The sequence below is a fragment of the Microbacterium sp. NPDC078428 genome, assembly GCF_044542535.1.
Lineage (GTDB): Bacteria > Actinomycetota > Actinomycetes > Actinomycetales > Microbacteriaceae > Microbacterium > Microbacterium limosum.
Map to the genome: position 1 here is coordinate 35,231 of NZ_JBITUP010000009.1, position 20,212 is coordinate 55,442.

The following is a 20,212-nucleotide window of genomic DNA, read 5'->3' on the forward strand; positions in this document are numbered from 1 at the left end:
CTAACGGGGGATCGACGCGTGCCGCATGGGCGCCGGGTGGCGCGGGATGAAGAACGTCAGCACGAGCGCGACGACGGCGGCGGAGCCCGCGATCCAGAAGCCCAGCTGGAAGGCCGCGGGCGTGGGGACGGCGACCCCCTCGAACGGTTGCGACATCGCTGCCAGGACGCCGCCGAGCACCGCCGCCGCACTGCTCGTGCCGACCGAGCGGAACAGCGCGTTCAGGCCGTTGGATGCCCCGGTCTCCTCCACGGGCACGGCGCGCATGATCAGCATCGGCATGGCCGCGAAGCTCAACCCGATCCCCACGCCGACGAGGCAGTTCGCGACGACGAGATGCCAGACCTCGTGGGAGAGGACGAGCACGAAGGCGTACGCCGACACGACCGAGAGCGCCCCGAGCGTGAACAGCAGCCGCGGCCCGAACACCCGCGAGAGCCAGCCCGCTGCGGGCGAGATCATCATCATGATGAGCCCCGAGGGCATCACGACGAGAGCGGCGCCGATCAGGGAGAGCCCGAACCCCGCCCCCGATCCGATCGGAAGCTCGAGCATCTGGGGGAAGAGGATGTTCGAGCCGAACAGTGCGAAACCCATGCCGATCGAGGCGATGTTGGTCAGCAGCACGGGGCGCCGGCCGGCCACCCGCAGATCCAGCAGCGGCTCCGGCGTGCGCAGCTGATACCGCCCCCAGACCAGGAGCACGGCGATGCCGCCCAGGCCGCAGGCGACGGTGGCGGGCGATGCCCAGCCCCATTCGCCGCCGCGCGAGACGGCGAGCAGGATGCCGGTCAGGCCCAGCGCCAGCCCCGCGGCCCCCACGTAGTCGAACCGGCCGGGGTATCGCAGCACGCTCACCGGCACGATCCACAGCACGAGCGCGAAGACCGCGGCGCCGAGCCCCGCGGCGACCCAGAACAGGGCGTGCCAGTCGGCGCGCTCGGTGATCAGCGCGCTCACGGGCAGCCCGATCGCTCCGCCGACGCCCATCGTGGCGCTGATGAGGGCCACCGCCGTGCCGAGGTGGTCCTGGTGCAGCACGTCGCGCAGGATCGCGATGCCGAGCGGCACGACGCCGGTCACGGCGCCCTGCAGGGCGCGCCCGATGATGACGCCCACGATCGAGGTGGACAGGGCCGCGATCACCGACCCCAGGACGAGCAGGGCGAGCAGCACCAGGACGATGCGGCGCTTGCCGTACATGTCGCCCAGCCGACCCGAGATCGGGGTCGCCACGGCGGCGGTCAGCAGCGTCGCGGTGACGACCCACGCGGTGTCTTCGCGGGGTGCGTCGAGGAGCGCGGGCAGCGCCGACTGGATCGGCACGACGAGGGTGAACATGAACGACGCGCACAGTCCGCCGAGCGCGAGCACGGCGACGATGGCCCACTGCGGGGTCAGCCGGGTGAGGCGAAGCCTGTCTTCCTCATCCGAACCCACGGCCTCAGGCTATCGGCGCACTCTCCCGGGCCGGGCCGGCGTCCCCGGTCAGTGGGACGGATGCCGCGCGGGTGCGACACGCTCGCGCAGTCCCGCCTGCACGGCATCCAGCCACCGGCCCACGCTCGCCCGCGCCTGCGCGGTGTCGGGGTAGCGGCACCGCAGGTGGAGTCCGCTCTCGTTGACGATGAACCAGATCATGACGCCGTCCGTGCGCACCCTTGCGGAGACGTACTGGATGCGCAGGCCCGGCGGCACGGCGGGCAGCCGCCGCGTGTCGAGCCACGAGATCGCGAACATGCCCGGACGCGCGGGCATGCCCCCGTAGGGGGCGAGGATCGGCTGGAGCGGATGGGACCCGAGGGCGAGAGCCTCCCGGATCGCCGCGGCGGCGGCCCGGGGGTCGGCGTCGGCGCACTCGATGACCGAGTTGGTGATGTACCAGCCGACGGAGTCGAGCCAGCGGGGCTCGTGGCGGCTGTGCACGGGGAAGACCGCGCGCAGCGGGGCGTCGCAGAGCGTCGCGGTGACATCCGTCAGGACGGAGACGCCGAGCGCGCTGGCGCGCACCCCTGCCTCGGAGGCCGCGGCCTCGAACGCCGCGGCCTCCGAGGCATCCAGCACGTCGCGCACCTCGACGACCTCTTCGCGGGGCCGGCTCACGTCGCCGAGCGGCAGCGGGAACGTCGGCATCGCCCCGTCGCCGGCGCGGAGGATGTCCTCCCAGCGCCCGTGGATCTCCTCCGGTGCGGAGGGGAGCTGCGCGAGATGGCCGGTGTGCTCGGCGAACGACGCCGGCGGGGCGGGTGCGGGCTCGGGTTCGATCCGGAGCTCGGTGAGGAGGTCGCGCACCAGGACGAGGAGCGACCACATGTCGACGTGCGAGTGGTCCGCCGCGATCACGATCGTGGGGCGTCGTCGACGATCGGCGGGCCGGAGCACGCAGAGCCGGTGAGACGGCGCGCCGAAGGGGTGGCACCGGTCATCCAGCGCGCGTCGGAGCACGTCGCGGGGCGCGGAGCCGCCGTCGGCGCGGTGCTCGACCCACTCGCCGGGCTCGGTCGCCCTCTCCTCGAGGATCAGGTCTCCGTCCGCATCCCGCGAGAAGACGGTGCGGAGCGTGCCGTGGCGTGCCACGACGCGGTCCCACGCCGTGGCGAGATCCTCCCTGCTCGGCGACCCGTCGGGCTCGAAGGCGACGGCCATCCACGAGCCGTCCCTCTCGCCCTCGCCGACGTGGCGCCGCTGGTCGAACGAGATGGGAAGGCGACGGATCGCGGCGCCCGAGACGCGCACGCCGTAGCTGGAGAGACGCCCCTCGGGAAGGGTCATCTGGGTGACGTTCGTCAGGCGCATAGCGGCGTAGTCTAGGGGCCCCCGATCTCGCGCAGATGTCCCGGAGGTGCCGTGCCCGTTCTCGAGATCGACGACGCGAGGATCGACTACGACATCGCGGGGGATGCCGGTCCGCTCGTGGTCCAGCTGCACGGCCTGACCTCGAGCCGGGACCGCGACGCCCAGCTGGGACTCGACCTCGGGCGGGCGCTGCGGGGCCATCGCGTGCTCCGTTTCGACGCGCGCGCGCACGGCAACTCCTCCGGCACCCTCCGGGCGCAGGACTACGGCTGGGACAGCCTTGCCGGCGACCTCCTCGCGCTGCTCGACCACGTCGCACCCGGGGAGCGCGTGCACGGAGTGGGGCCGTCGATGGGAACGGGCACGCTTCTCCATGCGGCGGTGCGCGACCCGCGGCGCTTCGCGAGCCTCACCCTCGTCGTCCCCCCGACGGCGTGGGGGTCGCGGCGCGCGCAGGCCCAGACCTATCTCGACGGCGCGGACCTCGTGGAGCGGGAGGGCATCGGCGCCTTCCACGAACAGGGCAGCACGGCGCCCGTTCCGCCGGCGCTCGCGGATGCGCCGCTGACCCGACCGAGCGTGGACGAGCGCCTGCTGCCCACCGTGCTGCGAGGCGCGGCGGCGACGGACTTCCCGCCCAAGCGGCTGATCGAGCAGATCGCCGTGCCGACGCTCATCCTCGCCTGGAGCGGCGATCGCACGCACCCGCTGAAGACGGCGAACAAGCTGCACGAGCTGATCCCCCGCAGCCGGGTCGTGATCGCGCGCTCGCCGTACGGGGTGATGGCGTGGCCGGGGCTGTTCGCCGAGCACGTCACGACGTCGGCATGACGCCGGCGGCCCCGGCATCCGTGCAGACTGGTGGCATGCGAGAGATCCGCGAGCTGACCGAGATGGACGAGATGACCGAGGCCTCGGTCATGATCCGGCGCATCTGGGGCGGCGATCGCGACGTCATGCCGGCGTCGGTGCTGCGTGCCCTGCAGCACTCGGGCAACTACGTCGTTGGCGTGTTCGACGACGGCGAGATGGTCGGGGCATCCGTCGGCTTCTTCGGCGCGCCCGCGCGTCGAGCGATGCACTCCCACATCACGGGCGTCGCGCCCGAACGGCAGGGGCAGGGCTGGGGGCGGATGCTGAAGAACCACCAGAAGGAATGGGCGTTCGCCCGCGACGTCGGTCACATCACCTGGACCTTCGACCCGCTCGGGGCGCGCAACGCCCACTTCAATCTGCGCGTGCTCGGCACCCGCGCGATCGAGTACCTGCCCAACCACTACGGCGCGCTGCGGGGCGGCATCGAGAGCGGCGACGAGACCGACCGGCTGATGGTCACGTGGGCGCTCGCGGCGCCCCCCGCCCCGACGCCCGACGACGCCGACGTCGTCGCCTCGGTGCAGATCCCACGAGACATCGAGGCGGTGCGCGCCGAGGATCCCGAGGATGCCGCGCGGTGGCGCGTCCGCGTGCGCGAGGCCATCCTCGGGCATCTGTCGGAGGGCCTCGTCATCGGCGGATTCGACGACGAGCGCGGCTACCTGTTCGTCCGCCCGCGCGTCTGACGCGAGGGCCACGCGCGTGCGTCCGGGCGGTGCCCCGCGAAGGCGACGGCGAACAGGAAGCTCACGACGAACGACATCGTGACGATCTCGCCGCCGTCCTCGAGCGCCGTCCTCGAGCGCCGTCATCGGGGCGTCGAAGACGGGGTACTCGAGGAAGAGGTGGTGGCCGGCGTCGATCACCACGCCGAAGAAGATCAGGACGGCGATGAGCGCGGCGAGGATGCGCGAGAACGACCGCGCCGACGGGCCGGATCGCCAGTGGGCGATGCCGACGACCGTGACGAGCACCGCTCCGATCGCTCCCGCCCAGACGAGCTCGCCGAGATGCATGGCGGTCGTCCCCATCTCCGGGAACGCGTCCAGGGCGGCCCAGCCTGCGCGCTCATGCAGCTGCAGGCCGTCGTCGGCGGCGAAGACGATGCACACGAGCGCCCACGCCGCGGCGAGCCACGACCTCGCGTGCCCCTTCGGCCGCCCGGAGACAGGAGGAGCGCCCGGCGCAGGACGTTTCGCGCGGCATCCTCCTGTCTCCGGGTGTTCGCCTGTTCCCGGTGGGCGGCGGTACCCGGCGCCGGGGGCGTCGGGCGGCGCCGGGGATCACCGCGACTAGGATCGAGGGGATGCCGCGGCCTCGCTGCGCCGCTCGGTGTCCGCGCCCCCAGCCCCCACCTGCCTCTGGAGCCACCGTGGCCGAACAGTCCCGCCTCGACAAAGTGATCGCCCTCGCCCGCCACCGCGGGTTCGTCTTCCAGGCGGGCGAGATCTACGGCGGATCCCGATCGGCGTGGGACTACGGCCCTCTCGGCACGGAGCTGAAGGAGAACATCCGCCGCCAGTGGTGGCAGACCTTCGTGCGCGGCCGGGGCGACATGGTCGGCCTCGACTCGTCAATCATCCTCCCCAAGCGCGTGTGGGAGGCATCCGGTCACGTCGCGACGTTCACCGACCCGCTCGTGGAATGCCTGCAGTGCCACAAGCGGTTCCGCGCCGACAACCTCATCGAGGACTTCGAGGCCCGCAAGGGTCGCCCCGCCGAGAACGGTCTCGCCGACATCCCGTGCCCCAACTGCGGCACGAAGGGCCAGTACACCGAGCCCAAGGCGTTCTCGGGCCTGGTCAAGGCGTACCTCGGCGTCGTCGACGACGAGACGGGCCTTCACTACCTCCGCCCCGAGACGGCGCAGGGCATCTTCGTGAACTTCGCGAACGTGCTCACCGCTTCGCGCAAGAAGCCGCCGTTCGGAATCGGCCAGGTGGGCAAGTCGTTCCGCAACGAGATCACGCCCGGCAATTTCATCTTCCGCACGCGGGAGTTCGAGCAGATGGAGATCGAGTTCTTCACCCCGCCGGAGGATGCCGGTCAGTGGTTCGAGTCCTGGGTCGAGGACTGCTGGAACTGGTTCGTCGACCTCGGCGTGAACCCCGACAACATGCGGCGCTACGACGTTCCCGTCGAAGACCGCGCGCACTACTCGGCCGGAACCATCGACGTGGAGTACCGCTTCGGCTTCCCCGGCAAGGAGTGGGGCGAGCTCATGGGCATCGCCAACCGCACCGACTACGACCTCACGAGCCACTCCGAGGCATCCGGTCAGAGCCTTTCGTACTTCGACCAGGCGACGGGCGAGCGCTACACGCCGTACGTGATCGAGCCGTCGTTCGGTCTGACCCGCGCCATGATGGCGTTCCTCGTCGACGCCTACCGCGAGGAGGAGGTGCCGAACGCGAAGGGCGGCACCGACACGCGCACGGTGCTGGCGCTCGACCCGCGCCTCGCGCCCGTCAAGGTCGCGGTGCTGCCGCTCTCGCGCAACGAGAGGCTCTCGCCCGTTGCGAGGGAGGTCGCGGCCGAGCTGCGCGGGGACTGGAACATCGATTTCGACGACGCCGGCGCGATCGGGCGCCGCTACCGCCGCCAGGACGAGATCGGCACGCCCTTCTGCGTGACCGTCGACTTCGACACCCTCGAGGACCGCGCCGTCACGGTGCGCGACCGCGACACGATGGCGCAGGAGCGGGTGCCCCTGGACGGGCTGCACGCCCACCTCGCCGAGCGTCTCCGCGGCGCCTGACCCGCGGCGCCTCACCGGCCGAGGGCCGCCGCGCCTCAGGCGGTGACAGTCAGGTGCGCGTACTCTCCGTCGCCGCCCGCCGCGACGAAGCCGTGCGAGCGGACGAGGATGCGGCGCAGGGTCTCGCGGTCGATCGCGCCGACGTCCTTGAGGTAGAGGCATCCGACCCCGGTGGAGTGCGGGCCGAGGGAGGCCAGGTCGTCCCGGTGCGCAGCGATGCCGTCGAGCAGGTACAGCGTGCACGCCTGCTTGCGGGGCGCCAGGCCGATGACGGGGGAGTCGCCCTCCGTCCCCGTCGGGTACCGATAGTGGCACGAGCCGAAGCCGATGACCGTGCCCCACATCGCGGGCTCCTGCCCGCTGACCTCGCGGAGGAGGTCGACGAGGATCTCGGCATCTCGGCGGCGTGCGGCCGGAGTGATCTTTGCGAGGAAGGCGTCGACGTCGCCACCGGTGAGTTTCATCCCTCGCCCTTCGCGCGCGCGGCCGCCTGCTTCATGGCCTTCTTGTACTCGCGCACCTTGGCGAGCGACATCGGGCTGGTGATGTCGGCGACGGAGCGGTACGCACCCGCGTCCCCGTAGGGGGTGGATGCCTGACGCCAGCCCTCACCCGTGTAACCGCACTGCTTGCCCAGCAGTGCGAGGAAGATCTTCGCCTTCTGCTCGCCGAACCCCGGCAGGGCCTTCAGGCGCCGCAGCACTTCGCGGCCGTCGGGGTGGTCGCGCGTCCAGATGGCTGAGGCATCCCCGCCCCACTCCTCGGCGATGGTGGCGCAGAGCGCCTGGACCCGCCCCGCCATGGATCCCGGGAAACGGTGGACGGACGGCGTCTGCGAGAACGCCGCGGCGAACTGCTCGGGGTCGTACGAGGCGATGGCCCCCGCGTCGAGCCCACCGATGCGATCGCGGATCTTCGCGGGCCCTGAGAAGGCCGTCTCCATGGTGATCTGCTGGTCGAGCAGCATGCCGATGATCAACGCGAGGGGATCGTTCGTGAGCAGCTCGTCCGCATCGGCATCGCCGGTGATATGGAGCGTCATCACCCCAGTCTCGCACTCGGGGCCCCCGCGGCACACCCCGTCGGTCGTGGGAATCCGGCTCAGGCGGTGGCGGAGTCGGCCTGCGCGGCCGCCCGCTCGGCCTCCTGCGCCGGCACCTCGATGCCGAAGAGGGCGCCGAGCGCCGCGACGTACTCGTCGGCGCGCCCCTGCGCCGCCAGGTCGTGCGCCCGCGCGGTGGGAGTGTGCAGGAGCCGACCGACGAGGTGGCGCAGGGCCTGCTCCGTGCGGCCGTCGTCGTCGCGCGTGCGAACGCGCGAGATCTCGTCGTCGAGCACACCGAACACGTGCTGGCGGAGCGCCACGACCGCCGGGGCGAGCGACTGGCGCTCGCCCGCCTGCGTGAAGCGGCGGGCGGCGGCGCGCACGATCTCGCGCGCGGCGTCGGTGGCCTGCAGCTCCTCGAGGGGCGCGTGCAGGCGGATGGTCTCGAGGTCGAGCAGGTCGACGTCGGACACGGTCGCGACGTCGGGGTCGACGTTGCGCGGCAGGCCCAGGTCGATGACGAGGCTGCGGCCGCCGCCGTAGGCCGAGCCGCCCATCGGGCATCCGGATGCCGCGGCCTCGCCGATGCGCGGAAGGTCCAGGCCGAGCTCGGAGCGACCCTGGCGCAGCACTCCCGCGTCGAGCACGTGGTGGTCGGCGGTCGTGCAGGTGATGATGAGGTCGGATGCCGCGGCGGTGCGCGGGTAGGCGGCGTCGTCCGTCCACACCAGGCCGTGCTTCGTCGCGAACTTCTGCGCCCGGCCCGACGGCGAGTAGACCGTGATGTCGTCCGCCCCGCGGTCGCGTAGCGCGGCGAGCGTGGCGGCGGCGTAGGCGCCCGTGCCCACGAGCAGCACGCGCAGCGCCGCCCAGTCGGTCACGCGGCTGTCGGCGAGGTCGAGGGACAGCCGGACGAGCGAGCGGCCGGCCCGGCCGAGCGCGGTGGAGTTCTTCACGCCGCGCTGGGCTTCGCTCGCGCGCTGGAAGAGGCGCTCGAGCTCGCCGGATGACGTGCCGAGCTTGCGGGCGTCGCCCAGCGCACGGCGCACCTGACCCGCGATCTCGCCCTCGCCCACGACGACCGACTCGAGCCCGGAGGCGACGGCGAAGAGGTGTTCGGCGACGTCGGCTCCGGCCACGACGGAGTAGGACCCGTCGAACTCCGCGGCGGTCACGCCGGTGGCGGCCTCGACGGCGAGCAGCGCCGCCTCGACGCCCACGGCGCCCGCGGCGGTGACCGGCTCGTCCATGTCGACGTACGCTTCGAAGCGGTTGCAGGTCGCGAGCACGACGGCACCGCGCACGCACTCGTCATGCTCCGCGATGAGCGGAGCGATGTCGGTCGTGTGTACGCTCAGCCGCTCCAGGAGATCGAAGCCGGCGGTCTTATGACTCGCCGTGACGCACAGCAACACGTCTCCAGTTTACCCGGTGCGGGAGCGAGCTCGCTGAGGTCGCTCGTGGTCGAGACATCCGGCGGGATTCGACCCGGGGCCGGATGGGAGAATGAAGCCCATGCCCCTCTCCGAAACTCCGCTGCTGCGCGCCCTCCGCGGCGACCGTCCCGACACCGCACCGGTGTGGTTCATGCGCCAAGCGGGGCGCTCGCTGCCGGAGTATCGCGAGCTGCGCGTCGGCACGCGCATGCTCGACGCGTGCCTCGATCCGGCTCTCGCCGCCGAGATCACGCTGCAGCCGGTGCGCAGACACGGCGTGGACGCCGCGATCTTCTTCAGCGACATCGTCGTGCCTCTGCGCCTGGCGGGTGTGGCGGTGGAGATCGAGCCCGGCCGGGGTCCCGTCTTCGCCGATCCGGTGCGCACGGCCGCCGATGTCGTCGCGCTCACCTCCATCGACCCCGCGGAGGTCGCGGCCGCGTCGCAGCCCATCCGCGACGCCGTGGCGATCATCGCCGCCGAGCTCGGCGAGCGCACGCCGCTCATCGGCTTCGCGGGTGCGCCCTTCACGCTCGCGGCGTACCTCGTCGAGGGCGGCCCGTCCAAGGAGCACCTGCGGGCGCGGGCGATGATGCACGCCGACCCGGAGTCGTGGCATCGCCTCGCGGGGTGGCTCGCACGGGTCGCGAGCGAGTTCCTGGCCGTGCAGGCGGATGCCGGGGCATCCGCCGTTCAGCTCTTCGACTCCTGGGCGGGCTCGCTTTCGCCCGAGGACTACCGCACCTTCGCCGCGCCGCACTCGCGCGCGGCGCTCGAGGACGCGCGCGGCAGGGTTCCGATCATCCACTTCGGCGTCGGGACCGGCCCGATCCTGCCCGATATGCGCCTCGGCGGGATCGCCGACGCCGTCGGCGCCGACTGGCGGACCCCGCTCGACGAGGCGGCGCAGCTGCTGGGCCCCGACGTGACGGTGCAGGGGAACATCGATCCCGCGCTCCTGCAGGCCCCGTGGCCCGTGCTCGAGACCCATGTGCTCGACGTGCTGCGCCGCGGGCGCGCGGCGCGCGCGCACATCGTGAACCTCGGTCACGGCGTTCCGCCCGACACGGATCCGGCGGTCCTCACCCGTATCGTCGAGCTCGTCCACTCGGGTCGCGCGTGAGCGACTCCCTCGGCGGGGCGGGCGGCCTGCGGGAGCGTGCGGCCGCGACGCGCGTCGTCGTGATCGGAGGGGGCGTGGCCGGGCTCGTGGCCGCCCTCGAATGCGCGAAGGTCGGCCTGACGGTGACGGTGCTCGAGGGTGGCGCGACGCCGGGCGGCGCCGTCCGCCGCGCCGACGTCGGCGGGCTCGCGCTCGATGTGGGCGCGGAGAGCTACGCCACGCGCGGCGGCCACGTGCGCGCCCTGATCGACGAGCTCGGCATCGGCGATCGCGTCGTCGCCCCGGCGGGCGGTCGCGCCTGGCTCGCCGGCGTCCCCGGCGTGGGGGCGGCGCCGATACCCGCGGGCGGGGTGCTCGGCATCCCGGAGAATCCGTTCGCGCCCGACGTGCGGCGCGTCATCGGCTGGCCGGGAGCGTGGCGCGCGTACGTCGACCGCCTGCGTCCCGTCCTGACGATCGGACACGAGCACAGCCTCGCGACCCTGGTGCGCTCCCGCATGGGCGCCCGCGTGCTCGACCGCCTCGTGGCCCCCGTCGTGCAGGGCGTCTACTCGGCACGCCCCGACGACATCGACGTGGATGCCGCGGCGCCGGGCCTCAACGCCGCTCTGACACGGGCGGGATCGCTGAGCGGCGCGGTGGCGGCCCTGCGCGGCGGAAAGCCCGCCGCGGCCCCCGGCGCCGCCGTCAACGGGCTCGAGGGAGGGATGTCGACCCTCGTCGATGCGCTCGTGCGACGGCTGGGCGAGCTCGACGTCGAGCTGCGGACGAACAGCGAGGCCGTGGTGATCGAACGCGCCGAGGGCGGCTGGCGGGTCGACGTCGCGGAGAGGACGGTGCGGGACGCCGAGGCGCCTGACGCCGATTCCCTCGGCTCCGAGCCCTCTTCGCTGTTCGCCGACGTCGTCGTCGTGGCGGTCCCCGAGGACGCCGCTCGGCGGTTGCTCGCCCCCGTGGTGCCGGAGCTGCCCGCGGCGGGCGAGCGCCCGGCGCCCGTCGTCGAGGTCGTGACTCTCGTCGTCGACGCACCGGCGCTGGATGACGCGCCCCGCGGGAGCGGGGTGCTGTGCGTTCCGGGCGTCCACACGGCCAAGGCGCTCACCCATGTGACGGCGAAGTGGCCGTGGGTCGCGGCGGCCGCGGGGACGGGCAGGCACGTCGTACGGGTGTCGTTCGGTGCGCAGGGGGAGGCCCCCGCGACGGCCGCCCTGGACGAGGACGGTGCCGCGCGTCTCGCGCTCGCCGAGGTATCCGCGCTGCTCGGGGTGGATCTGCCGCCGTCGGTGCTGGTCGCCGCGCGACGGGAGCGATACGAGCAGAGCCAGCCCGCGTCGGTGATCGGCCAGGCCGACGCCGCGGCGCGCGCGCGCGCCGCGGTCGGCGAGCAGGAGGGGCTGGGCGTCGTGGGGGCGTGGATCGCCGGAACGGGCTTGGCTCAGGTGATTCCCGACGCCATCGCCGAGGCCGATCGGCTGCGCCACGGCGCACTCTGGGCCTGAAACCCGCGTGTGTCAAGGGTGGATGCCGAAATCGGCATACGGGTCTACTCTGGTGACCTGACCGATTGATCCATCCGAAGACGAGCGTGAGGAAACCCACTATGCGGGGCAAAGTAGGACTCGTGATCGGCCTGGCGGCGGGCTACGTGCTCGGCTCGCGTGCAGGACGCGAACGTTACGAGCAGATCAAGACCCAGGTCGACAAGGTGTGGAGCCTCGACACCGTGCAGGCGCAGGTCGGCAAGGTCAAAGACCTGGCCGCGGATGCCGCCAAGGCCGTTCCGGCCGTGCTGTGGGACGGCGCCACGAAGGTGACGCACGCCGTGACGCAGAAGGGCAGCGCCGGCGAGAAGCTGGATGCCGCGGTCAAGGCGGGCAAGGACTCGGGCGCAGAGGTGCGCCAGGCTGCGGCGAAGGCCAAGAAGGACGCCGAGAAGATCGCGGACGCGGCCGAGGAGGCAGCCGCCGAGGCGGATCGGTCGACCGCGGGCGGAGCCTGACCGTGGCGGGTCCCCGCGGAACGCGGGACCGCGCCGACGACAGCCTTCTGACGCTCGTCGGCGAGGTTCCCGAACTCGTCCGCAACCTGGTGGTCGCGGAGGTCGACGCCGCCCGGTCGTGGGTGTCGAAGACTGCGAAGGACTACGGCATCGGTGCGGGATGGTTCGTCGCCGCGCTGATCGTGGTGTTCTGGTCGGTCCCGGTCTTCGGGACCGCGGCGATCGCCGGCCTGGCGACGGTGTGGCCGGTCTGGCTGTCGGCCCTCGTCATCGGCGCGGCGATGCTGCTCGTCGTCGCGGTGCTCGTGCTGCTCGGCCTCGCGCGCTTCCGGCGGGCGTCGCAGCGGGAGAACCCGCTCACCGCGGCCAAGGAGGACATCGGGATCGTCCGGGAGGTTCGAGATGAGTACTGAGTACACGCCGAAGCCCGATGCTGTTCTGGTGTCGATGCCTCGCACCGTCGTGCCCTCGCTGGACGACCCCGTCGCGCAGGCGCGAGCCGAGCTGAAGGCCGCCCTCGCCGCAATCGAGGAGAAGGCCAATCTCCCGAAGCGGATCGCTCGCGCGACCGACCGCGGGATCGTCAGGGCCCGCGAGTTCCACCGCTCCCACCCGGGTGCGGCCGTGGCGGTCGCAGCGGGTGCTGCCGCGCTCGTGGGAGTCGCGGTGTGGGCTGCCGTGCGTGCGTACACCTCCCCCCGCCACTGACGGTGCCTCGCCGGACGCGCGCCGTTTTGCTATCCGGCGGGCGAGCGTGAGACTGGTGTCATGACGCACAGTGGCATTCCCGACGCCGATCGCGCCCCCGCTTCATCGCCTTCCGAATCCGAGGCGCCGCAGGGCTTCACCCTGTGGGCCGTCTGGCGCCGCAACCCCGACGCGCCCGTCACGGAGACCGGTGCGACGGAGCTCGAGGACATCGTCCGCCTGATCGAAGAAGGCGGCGTCACCGTGCGCGGCTTCTACGACGTCTCCGGTCTGCGTGCCGACGCCGATCTCATGGTGTGGCTGCACGGCGACACGGCGGAAGACCTGCAGCGCGACCTGCGCCGGCTGCGCCGCACCGAGCTGCTGAAGCACCTTCTCCCGACATGGAACGCGATGGGCGTGCACCGCGACGCGGAGTTCAACCGCCAGCACGTGCCGGGGTTCCTCCGCGGCATCCCGCCCCGAGAGTGGCTGTGCCTGTATCCGTTCGTGCGGTCGTACGAGTGGTACCTGCTGCCCGAGGAGGAGCGCGGCCGGATGCTCGCCGAGCATGGGCGCAAGGGCGCGGCGTTCCGGGGCGTCCTCGCCAACACCGTCGCGTCGTTCGCGCTCGGCGACTACGAATGGCTCCTGCCGCTCGAGGCCGACGACGTCGTTGACCTGGTGGACCTCATGCGCGACCTGCGCGCCACCGACGCTCGCCGCCACGTGCGAGAGGAGGTCCCGTTCTTCACCGGGCGGCGCCTGCGTCTGGACGAGGTGCCCGAGGTGCTGCAGTGACCGACGCTCGAGGGCTCGCCGCCGGGACGGGCGCACGGTGACGCTGCGCCTCGGTACGCGGCGGAGCGCACTGGCGCTCGCGCAGTCCGGGCACGTCGCCGACGCGATCACCCGGCTGACGGGGGTGCCGGTGGAGCTCGTACCGATCGTCTCGGAGGGGGATGTCTCGCGGGCGTCTCTCGCCCAGATGGGCGGGACCGGGGTCTTCGCGACGCGGCTGCGCGAGGCGCTGCTCGCGGGGGAGTGCGACCTGCTCGTGCACTCGCTGAAGGACCTTCCCGTGGCGGCCGCGCCCGGGCTCGTCGTCGCTGGCATCCCGCCGCGCGAGGACGCCCGGGACGTCGTCGTCACGAGCGACCCGGGCGGCCTCGGGGCGCTGCCGCCGGGTGCCGTCGTCGGGACGGGCTCCCCCCGGCGCATCGCCCAGCTGCGCCGACGGGCTCCTCGTGTGAACGCGAAGGACCTGCGGGGAAACGTGGACTCGCGGATGCAGCGCGTGCGAGACGGCGAGCTGGCGGGCGTCGTGCTCGCTGCGGCGGGGCTCTCGCGCCTCGGGCTGTTCGACCCCGCCGAAGACGTCGACGGTCCTCGGCCCGGTCTCGGCGCGGCATCCGATCTGTACCTCGAGCCGCTGGGGCTGGCCGAATGGCCCACGGCGGCGGGGCAGGGCGCGCTGGCCGTGGAGGTCCGAGAGGACGCCCCGTCGCCCGTGCGGCAGGCCGTCGCGGCGCTGGACGACGCGGCATCGCGACTCGCCGTCACGATCGAGCGGGGCATCCTCGCCGACATCGAGGCGGGGTGCCACGCGCCGGTGGGCGTTCACGCGGAGATCGACGGCGACGAGGCGCGTGTGCGATCGGTCGTGTACGCGATCGACGGGTCGACGCGCGTGGGGGTGGATCGGACCGAGTCCCTGACGGGGGGCTATAGTCGAACAACGGGCGGCGGCAATGGCGCGAACGCCGCCGACGGCGCGGACCCGACCGCGCGGGCAGCGCTGATCGGGTCGGCCATCGCACGTCGGCTCCTCGACCGCGGGGCGGCCGGCCTCGTGTCACGAGAGTCACCGCAATGAACCAGACCACCGGAAACGCCGCAACGGACAAGCCCCTCGGCGGGTGGCGTGTGCTCGTGCCACGTGGCGGCCCGTGGGGCGACGGGGTGGCAGCCAGTCTTCGGGCGCAGGGCGCCGTTCCGGTCGTCGCGCCCCTCATCAACTTCGCCCCGACGAGCGATCAGGCCACGCTGGATGCCGCGCTGCACGACCTGCAGCAGGGCAACTTCGACTGGCTCACCGTGACGAGCGCGACGACCGTCGACGTGCTCTACGCGCACCGGGTCACGATCCCGGCCGCGACGAAGATCGCCGCTGTCGGCGAGACCACCGCGGCTGCGCTGCAGGCCGTCGGCTACCGAGTTGACCTCGTGCCGGAGCAGGACAACTCCGCGGCCGGCATGGCCGAGCAGATGATCGCGCTCGAACCGGGGGCCCGCAGGATCCTCACCCTCCGCAGCGAGATAGCCAAGCCGGTGCTCACGCGCATGCTCATCGATGCGGGGCACGACGTTCGCTCGGTCGTCGCCTACCGCACGGTGGGGGTGCCGGTGACCGAGCGCATCGCCCGCGATGTCGCCAGCGGGCGCATCAATGCGATCCTCGTCACGAGCGGTTCGGTCGCCGAGCAGGTGAGCCTGCAGTTCCCCGACGTCCCCGACTCGACCGTGATCGCCGCCATCGGGCCGCGCACGGCGAAGGACGCCCGGAAGGTCGGCCTGTCCGTCGACGTCGTAGCGCCCCAGCAGACGGTGGCCGCGCTCATCGAGGCGGTTTCGCACCTGGCCCTGCCGCACGCCGCCGACGAGCTCCAGCCGTGAGCTTCCCCGCCCACCGTCCCCGCCGGCTGCGCACGACGCCCGCCGTCCGTCGCCTCGCGCGCGAGACGCACCTCGTGCCGTCGCAGCTCGTCCTGCCGATGTTCGTCCGCGAGGGCATCGACGAGCCGCGCGAGATCGGATCCATGCCGGGCGTCTTCCAGCACACGCTCGATTCGCTGCGGCGCGCGGCGACGGATGCCGCGGCATCCGGCATCGGCGGTGTGATGCTCTTCGGCGTGCCCGCCGTGCGCGATGCGTGCGGCACCGGCGCCGATGATGACCGCGGCATCCTGAACGTCGCGACTCGCGCGGTCGTCGAGGAGGTCGGCGACGCGCTCGTCGTGCAGACGGATCTGTGCCTGGACGAGTTCACCGACCACGGCCACTGCGGCGTGCTCGCGGAGGACGGGTCGGTCGACAACGACGCGACCCTCGAGCGCTACGTGGCGATGGGGCTCGCGCAGGCGCGGGCGGGGTCTGCGATGCTCGGTTTGTCGGGCATGATGGACGGCCAGGTGGCCGCCGTGCGCGACGCGCTGGAGGCCGAGGGGCTGGTCGACACCCTGATCCTGGCGTATTCGGCGAAGTACGCGGGGGCGTTCTACGGACCGTTCCGCGAGGCGGTCGATTCTCAGCTCAAGGGCGATCGGCGCAGCTATCAGCTCGACCCCGCGAACGCGCGCGAGGGGGTGCGCGAGGCGCTCATGGATGTCGACGAGGGCGCCGATGTCGTTATGGTCAAGCCGGCCCTGCCCTATCTCGACGTGCTCGCCGACGTGCGGTCGGCCGTCGATGTGCCCGTGTGGGCGTACCAGGTCTCGGGCGAGTACGCGATGATCCAGGCGGCGGACGCCAACGGCTGGATCGACGGGCGCGGCGCGATGCTGGAGGCGCTCCTCGGCATCCGTCGGGCGGGCGCGGACGCGATCCTCACCTATGCGGCGATCGAGGCCGCCGGCTGGCTTCGCGACGCGCTCTGACGTGCCGCGCCGGCGCGGGGCTCCTGCGTCGAGCCGCCGCGACGCCCCGCCGCGACGCATCCGGGGCAGGTTGTGTGCTGCGGGGCAGGTTATGCCGTGCCCCACAGCACGTAAGGTGCCCCGCAGCATGCGAACTCGCCGCGGCACGCGAGCTGCCCCGCGGCGCGCGGCGTGACCGCCTAACCCCCTCGCCGCGGCCGACGCGCCGAGCCGGGGGAGAATGGAGGGATGACCGACCGCAATGACGACCTCTTCGAGCGTGCCCGCACCGCCATCCCCGGAGGCGTGAACTCCCCGGTCCGCGCCTTCGGATCCGTCGGCGGCTCGCCGAGGTTCCTTGCATCGGCCCGCGGTGCGACGGTGACGGATGCCGCGGGTCGCGAATACATCGACCTCGTCGCATCGTGGGGGCCGGCGCTGCTGGGCCACGCCCATCCCGACGTGGTCGAGGCGGTGCGGGAGGCCGCTCTGCGCGGCCTGTCCTTCGGTGCCCCGACCGAGGCGGAGGTCGAGCTCGCCGAGCTCATCGCGGACCGTGTCGCCGTCGGTGAGGACCGGCCGGTCGAGCGCGTGCGTCTGGTCTCGACCGGAACCGAGGCGACGATGACCGCCATCCGGCTCGCGCGCGGATACACGGGCCGCGATCTGCTGGTGAAGTTCGCCGGCAACTACCACGGGCACTCCGACGGTCTTCTCGCGGCCGCGGGCTCGGGGCTCGCGACCCTCGGCCTGCCCGGTTCGGCGGGGGTGCCGGCGCCGGTCGCCTCCCAGACGCTCGTAGTGCCCTACAACGATCTGGGCGCCGTGCGCGAGGTCTTCGAGATCCACGGCGACCGCATCGCGGGCATCATCGTCGAGGCCGCGGCCGCCAACATGGGCGTCGTGCCGCCGCTGCCCGGATACAACGCTGGTCTCGCCGACATCGCGCACGAGAACGGCGCGCTCCTGATCGTCGACGAGGTGCTCACGGGCTTCCGCGTGCACCCGGCGGGCTACTGGGGCCTGCAGGCCGAGGCGGGCGAGCGCTATTCGCCCGACCTGTTCACGTTCGGCAAGGTCGTGGGCGGCGGGATGCCGCTGGCCGCGCTCGGCGGACGCGCCGATGTCATGGACAAGCTCGCGCCCGTCGGCCCGGTCTACCAGGCGGGCACGCTCTCGGGCAATCCGCTGTCGGTCGCGGCGGGGCTCGCCACCCTGCGCGCCGCAACGGCCGAGGTGTACGCGCGGGTGGATGCCGCGGCATCCGTCGTCGCCGACGCCCTTTCGGCGGCTCTGGCCGCCGAGGGCGTCGACCACTCCGTCCCTCGCGCGGGGAATCTGTTCGGGATGGCGTTCGCCGCGAAGGCGCCCGTCGACAACGACGAGGTTCAGGCGCAGGAGGCGTGGCGCTATCCGGCGTTCTTCCACGCGATGCTCGACGCGGGAGTCTCGTTGCCGCCGAGCGTCTTCGAGGCATGGTTCCTCACGGCGGCGCACGACGATGCGGCGCTCGAGCGGATCACGGCTGCCCTGCCGGCGGCGGCTCACGCCGCGGCGCGCGCCGTGGCCCCCGCCCGCAACTGACCCCGCGGTCGTTCGGGCGGGGCGCCCGACGACCGGCCCCGCGGATGTGCGGCGCAAGACCGCGGCGAGCAGGATGCCCGGCGGAGGGTGCAGTCTCGAGCGCGCGATCGCCGTGAATTTCCGCGTGCGCGGGACGTGTCGTAAGCTTGTCGGCGGTGACGTGTCCGAGCGGCCGAAGGTGCAACTCTCGAAAAGTTGTGTAGGGTAACCCCCTACCGTGGGTTCAAATCCCACCGTCACCGCCATAGAGAACCCCCGACCAGTCGGGGGTTTTCGCATGTGTGCGGGCGACGTGGTGCATTCCTGGTACACATCTGCGCCGGTCGCTTCGCCCCCCCTTGCGTGTGATGTCTCAGGACATCGGTGACGGTTCTGTATCAGGACATCGGTGACAGTTCGTGTATCAGGACATCGGTGACACTTCCTTCTTCTTGGGTCCGCGGGGTTTGCCGTTGCCGACGTACTTGATGCCCGGCGGCGGCCAGAGGTGCTCGACGATGAGGGTGCCGCGGTCGTCGAAGATCATGATCCCGGCGGGCTCGTAGAGGACGAACACTTCCTGGCCGCGGAGTGGGTAGCTGACGTTGAAGATGATGCCGCGGGCTTTGATCGACCCGTTCGGGTGGACTGTCGCGATCCGGATCCCGTCGAGCACCCGGCCGTTCGGTGACGGTGCGGGCGGGAGCGGGTCTTCCGGCTTCCGTGGCGGCGACGGCCGGGGCCGAGGCGGGGTGGCCTTCGGCGTCGCCTCCCACGCTTGCAGCGGCGTCATCCGGCCGGGCAGTGCCTGGTGTCCGCGTTCGGTGTTGTAGATGTGGTCGAACGCGTCGACCTGGGCCTGCAGCTCGCGGAGGTTGCGGGCGATGGGCTGCTTGTCGAGGTAGCGGAACAGTGTCTGGTGGAATCTCTCGTTCTTGCCCTGCGTGGTCGGCTTGTATGGCTTCCCTGTGATCGGGTCGATCTAAAACTGACGGACGTTGTTGACAGTTGGGTCTTCCGATTGGGAGGAAGACTTCATGTCAGATCGAGCGATCGAGCGGCGGGCGAGACACAAGCTCGCGGTGCTGCGCCACGTCGAAGAAGTCAGCGGCAACATCTCCGCCACGTGCCGCTACTACGGGATCAGCCGGCAGTGCTACTACGGCTGGAAGCGACGATACGAGGCGGAGGGCTTCGAGGGTCTGAAGGACCGCTCCAGTGCGCCACTCCGTCAGCCCACGAAGACGGTCCCGGACGTGGTGGAGAAGATCCTCTGGCTGCGGCAGCAGTACCACTTCGGCCCGCAGAAGATCTCGATGTACCTCGCCCGCTACCACGACGTCACCATCAGCGCGTCCGGGGTTTGGCGGATCCTGCACAAGCTCGGTCTCGGCCGGCTGCCGGCCTCGCAGCGATACAAACGCACCCAGACCAGGTGGAAGCGGTACGAGAAGCAGCGCCCCGGCCACCAGCTGCAGGTCGACGTGAAGTTCATCGAACCGCTCGGCCAGAAGGGCACGAAGAAGCGGTTCTACCAGTACACCGCGATCGACGACTGCACCCGTGTCCGAGTACTCCGGGCCTACCCTCGCAACGATCAGAAGACCGCGATCCAGTTCATCGACCACGTCCTGGCGAAGCTGCCGTTCCAGATCGAACGCGTCCAGACCGACAACGGCACCGAGTTCGGGCAGGCGTTCCACTGGCATCTGCTCGACAAGGGCATCGACCACGTCAGGATCCGACCCCGCACGCCACGTCTCAACGGGAAGGTGGAGCGTTCGCACCGCATCGACTCGGACGAGTTCTACAAGCTCCTCAAGGGCGAGGTCCTGGATGACACCCGCCTCTTCGCGGAACGTCTGCAGCAGTGGGAAGACCACTACAACTACGATCGACCACACGGCGCCCTCGGCGGACAAACCCCCTACGAACGGCTCAAACAGAAAGCGGCAGCCCCACTGTCATAGGCCTTCGTCAGTTGCACACGCCCCCCTTGCGAGGGTCGACGTGTTTCCGGCGCCGCGCCATGCGATGGGGCAGACCGGACACATTTCCAGCAACGGGGTTTTCGATCAGGCACGCCCCAGATCATGAGGTCATCGGGTGCGCCGCGCAGGTCTACATCAGTGGTCCGTCTCGTACTGGCGCGGGAGCTGGCGGCGGTGCCGGTGCCGCGGCATCGATCGGTCCGATCACGGCAGATAGTTGCGTCTTGCCAACGCTCGAGACCTTGTAGGCGCAATCCTGCGAGACTGATGGCGGGGCGCCGATGCCCCGAACGCCAAGAAGTA

The 20,212-nt window shown here is 71.8% G+C and carries 20 protein-coding genes, 1 tRNA gene and 1 pseudogene; 15 read left to right on the forward strand and 7 right to left on the reverse strand.

The features are described from left to right. Both ACIGCK_RS14030 and ACIGCK_RS14035 read right to left on the reverse strand, forming a co-directional pair. On the reverse strand, positions 1-1,440 hold the full coding sequence (locus tag ACIGCK_RS14030) for an MFS transporter (RefSeq protein WP_396666865.1): 1,440 nt from the start codon (positions 1,438-1,440) through the stop codon (positions 1-3). A 48-nt stretch (positions 1,441-1,488) separates the two neighbouring features. Next, on the reverse strand, positions 1,489-2,796 hold the full coding sequence (locus ACIGCK_RS14035) for a peptide synthetase (protein ID WP_396666866.1): 1,308 nt from the start codon (positions 2,794-2,796) through the stop codon (positions 1,489-1,491). Between the two features lie 51 nt (positions 2,797-2,847). On the opposite strand from ACIGCK_RS14035, the gene ACIGCK_RS14040 reads away from it, so the two are divergent. The 3 genes from ACIGCK_RS14040 to ACIGCK_RS14050 all read left to right on the forward strand — a co-directional run bounded on the left by ACIGCK_RS14040 (position 2,848) and on the right by ACIGCK_RS14050 (position 6,430). Then, positions 2,848-3,627 (forward strand): alpha/beta hydrolase, encoded by a 780-nt coding sequence (locus ACIGCK_RS14040; RefSeq protein WP_330170596.1) that lies wholly within the window; start codon positions 2,848-2,850, stop codon positions 3,625-3,627. Between the two features lie 35 nt (positions 3,628-3,662). Next, the gene (locus ACIGCK_RS14045; protein ID WP_396666867.1) at positions 3,663-4,358 is read left to right on the forward strand and encodes a GNAT family N-acetyltransferase; all 696 of its coding nucleotides are present in this window, start codon (positions 3,663-3,665) and stop codon (positions 4,356-4,358) included. 686 nt (positions 4,359-5,044) lie between these two features. Continuing rightward, a complete protein-coding gene (locus ACIGCK_RS14050; RefSeq protein ID WP_330170593.1) occupies positions 5,045-6,430 on the forward strand; it encodes a glycine--tRNA ligase in 1,386 nt (461 codons plus the stop codon). 35 nt (positions 6,431-6,465) lie between these two features. Here ACIGCK_RS14050 and ACIGCK_RS14055 read toward each other — a convergent pair whose 3' ends face one another. The 3 genes from ACIGCK_RS14055 to ACIGCK_RS14065 are packed head-to-tail and all read right to left on the reverse strand — an operon-like array spanning position 6,466 to position 8,890. Then, positions 6,466-6,894 carry a DUF1801 domain-containing protein gene (locus ACIGCK_RS14055; protein WP_396666868.1) on the reverse strand — a complete coding sequence of 143 codons (429 nt, stop codon included), beginning with the start codon at positions 6,892-6,894 and terminating at the stop codon, positions 6,466-6,468. Continuing rightward, positions 6,891-7,472, reverse strand: coding sequence for an HhH-GPD-type base excision DNA repair protein (locus ACIGCK_RS14060; RefSeq protein ID WP_396666869.1), 582 nt, complete (start codon positions 7,470-7,472; stop codon positions 6,891-6,893). The genes ACIGCK_RS14055 and ACIGCK_RS14060 overlap by 4 nt, the downstream gene beginning before the upstream one ends. 59 nt (positions 7,473-7,531) lie before the next feature. Continuing rightward, a complete protein-coding gene (locus ACIGCK_RS14065; protein WP_396666870.1) occupies positions 7,532-8,890 on the reverse strand; it encodes a glutamyl-tRNA reductase in 1,359 nt (452 codons plus the stop codon). 100 nt (positions 8,891-8,990) lie between these two features. On the opposite strand from ACIGCK_RS14065, the gene hemE reads away from it, so the two are divergent. The 11 genes from hemE (at position 8,991) to ACIGCK_RS14120 (ending at position 18,184) form a co-directional block, all read left to right on the forward strand. Continuing rightward, positions 8,991-10,034, forward strand: coding sequence for a uroporphyrinogen decarboxylase (gene hemE, locus ACIGCK_RS14070; RefSeq protein ID WP_396666871.1), 1,044 nt, complete (start codon positions 8,991-8,993; stop codon positions 10,032-10,034). Then, entirely contained in the window at positions 10,031-11,533 is a 1,503-nt protein-coding gene (locus tag ACIGCK_RS14075; protein ID WP_396666872.1) for a protoporphyrinogen/coproporphyrinogen oxidase, read from the forward strand. Before hemE ends, ACIGCK_RS14075 begins: the two co-directional genes overlap by 4 nt. 86 nt (positions 11,534-11,619) lie before the next feature. Next, positions 11,620-12,033, forward strand: coding sequence for a hypothetical protein (locus ACIGCK_RS14080; RefSeq protein WP_396666873.1), 414 nt, complete (start codon positions 11,620-11,622; stop codon positions 12,031-12,033). Positions 12,034-12,035: 2 nt separating this feature from the next. Then, positions 12,036-12,446 (forward strand): phage holin family protein, encoded by a 411-nt coding sequence (locus tag ACIGCK_RS14085; protein ID WP_396666874.1) that lies wholly within the window; start codon positions 12,036-12,038, stop codon positions 12,444-12,446. Then, positions 12,436-12,741 carry a hypothetical protein gene (locus ACIGCK_RS14090; protein WP_330170585.1) on the forward strand — a complete coding sequence of 102 codons (306 nt, stop codon included), beginning with the start codon at positions 12,436-12,438 and terminating at the stop codon, positions 12,739-12,741. Before ACIGCK_RS14085 ends, ACIGCK_RS14090 begins: the two co-directional genes overlap by 11 nt. Before the next feature lie 60 nt (positions 12,742-12,801). Continuing rightward, positions 12,802-13,521, forward strand: coding sequence for a hydrogen peroxide-dependent heme synthase (gene hemQ, locus ACIGCK_RS14095; RefSeq protein WP_396666875.1), 720 nt, complete (start codon positions 12,802-12,804; stop codon positions 13,519-13,521). 37 nt (positions 13,522-13,558) lie between these two features. Next, positions 13,559-14,596 carry a hydroxymethylbilane synthase gene (gene hemC / locus ACIGCK_RS14100; protein ID WP_396666876.1) on the forward strand — a complete coding sequence of 346 codons (1,038 nt, stop codon included), beginning with the start codon at positions 13,559-13,561 and terminating at the stop codon, positions 14,594-14,596. Beyond that, positions 14,593-15,396 (forward strand): uroporphyrinogen-III synthase, encoded by an 804-nt coding sequence (locus tag ACIGCK_RS14105; RefSeq protein WP_396666877.1) that lies wholly within the window; start codon positions 14,593-14,595, stop codon positions 15,394-15,396. Before hemC ends, ACIGCK_RS14105 begins: the two co-directional genes overlap by 4 nt. Continuing rightward, positions 15,393-16,376: a porphobilinogen synthase gene (gene hemB / locus ACIGCK_RS14110; RefSeq protein ID WP_396666878.1), complete on the forward strand. Its 984-nt coding sequence runs from the start codon at positions 15,393-15,395 to the stop codon at positions 16,374-16,376. Before ACIGCK_RS14105 ends, hemB begins: the two co-directional genes overlap by 4 nt. A 228-nt stretch (positions 16,377-16,604) precedes the next feature. Then, positions 16,605-17,939 carry a glutamate-1-semialdehyde 2,1-aminomutase gene (gene hemL / locus ACIGCK_RS14115; protein ID WP_396666879.1) on the forward strand — a complete coding sequence of 445 codons (1,335 nt, stop codon included), beginning with the start codon at positions 16,605-16,607 and terminating at the stop codon, positions 17,937-17,939. Positions 17,940-18,093: 154 nt separating this feature from the next. Continuing rightward, positions 18,094-18,184, forward strand: a tRNA-Ser gene (locus ACIGCK_RS14120). Positions 18,185-18,342: 158 nt separating this feature from the next. Here ACIGCK_RS14120 and ACIGCK_RS14125 read toward each other — a convergent pair. Beyond that, the gene (locus ACIGCK_RS14125; RefSeq protein WP_396666880.1) at positions 18,343-18,594 is read right to left on the reverse strand and encodes a hypothetical protein; all 252 of its coding nucleotides are present in this window, start codon (positions 18,592-18,594) and stop codon (positions 18,343-18,345) included. 72 nt (positions 18,595-18,666) lie between these two features. Beyond that, positions 18,667-18,900: pseudogene (locus tag ACIGCK_RS14130) on the reverse strand (integrase core domain-containing protein); the annotation flags it as partial. A 55-nt stretch (positions 18,901-18,955) separates the two neighbouring features. Here ACIGCK_RS14130 and ACIGCK_RS14135 point away from each other — a divergent pair. Continuing rightward, a complete protein-coding gene (locus ACIGCK_RS14135; protein WP_396666881.1) occupies positions 18,956-19,888 on the forward strand; it encodes an IS481 family transposase in 933 nt (310 codons plus the stop codon). Positions 19,889-20,212 lie beyond the last annotated feature (324 nt).

What these genes read in the sequence shown, in the direction of transcription:
- ACIGCK_RS14135 (WP_396666881.1), top strand. Translation starts at nt 18,956, where the DNA reads ATGTCAGATCGAGCGATCGAGCGGCGGGCGAGACACAAGCTCGCGGTG.
- hemQ (WP_396666875.1), top strand. Translation starts at nt 12,802, where the DNA reads ATGACGCACAGTGGCATTCCCGACGCCGATCGCGCCCCCGCTTCATCG.
- hemE (WP_396666871.1), top strand. Translation starts at nt 8,991, where the DNA reads ATGCCCCTCTCCGAAACTCCGCTGCTGCGCGCCCTCCGCGGCGACCGT.
- hemL (WP_396666879.1), top strand. Translation starts at nt 16,605, where the DNA reads ATGACCGACCGCAATGACGACCTCTTCGAGCGTGCCCGCACCGCCATC.
- ACIGCK_RS14090 (WP_330170585.1), top strand. Translation starts at nt 12,436, where the DNA reads ATGAGTACTGAGTACACGCCGAAGCCCGATGCTGTTCTGGTGTCGATG.
- ACIGCK_RS14060 (WP_396666869.1), bottom strand. Translation starts at nt 7,472, where the DNA reads ATGACGCTCCATATCACCGGCGATGCCGATGCGGACGAGCTGCTCACG.
- ACIGCK_RS14055 (WP_396666868.1), bottom strand. Translation starts at nt 6,894, where the DNA reads ATGAAACTCACCGGTGGCGACGTCGACGCCTTCCTCGCAAAGATCACT.
- ACIGCK_RS14035 (WP_396666866.1), bottom strand. Translation starts at nt 2,796, where the DNA reads ATGCGCCTGACGAACGTCACCCAGATGACCCTTCCCGAGGGGCGTCTC.
- ACIGCK_RS14105 (WP_396666877.1), top strand. Translation starts at nt 14,593, where the DNA reads ATGAACCAGACCACCGGAAACGCCGCAACGGACAAGCCCCTCGGCGGG.
- ACIGCK_RS14045 (WP_396666867.1), top strand. Translation starts at nt 3,663, where the DNA reads ATGCGAGAGATCCGCGAGCTGACCGAGATGGACGAGATGACCGAGGCC.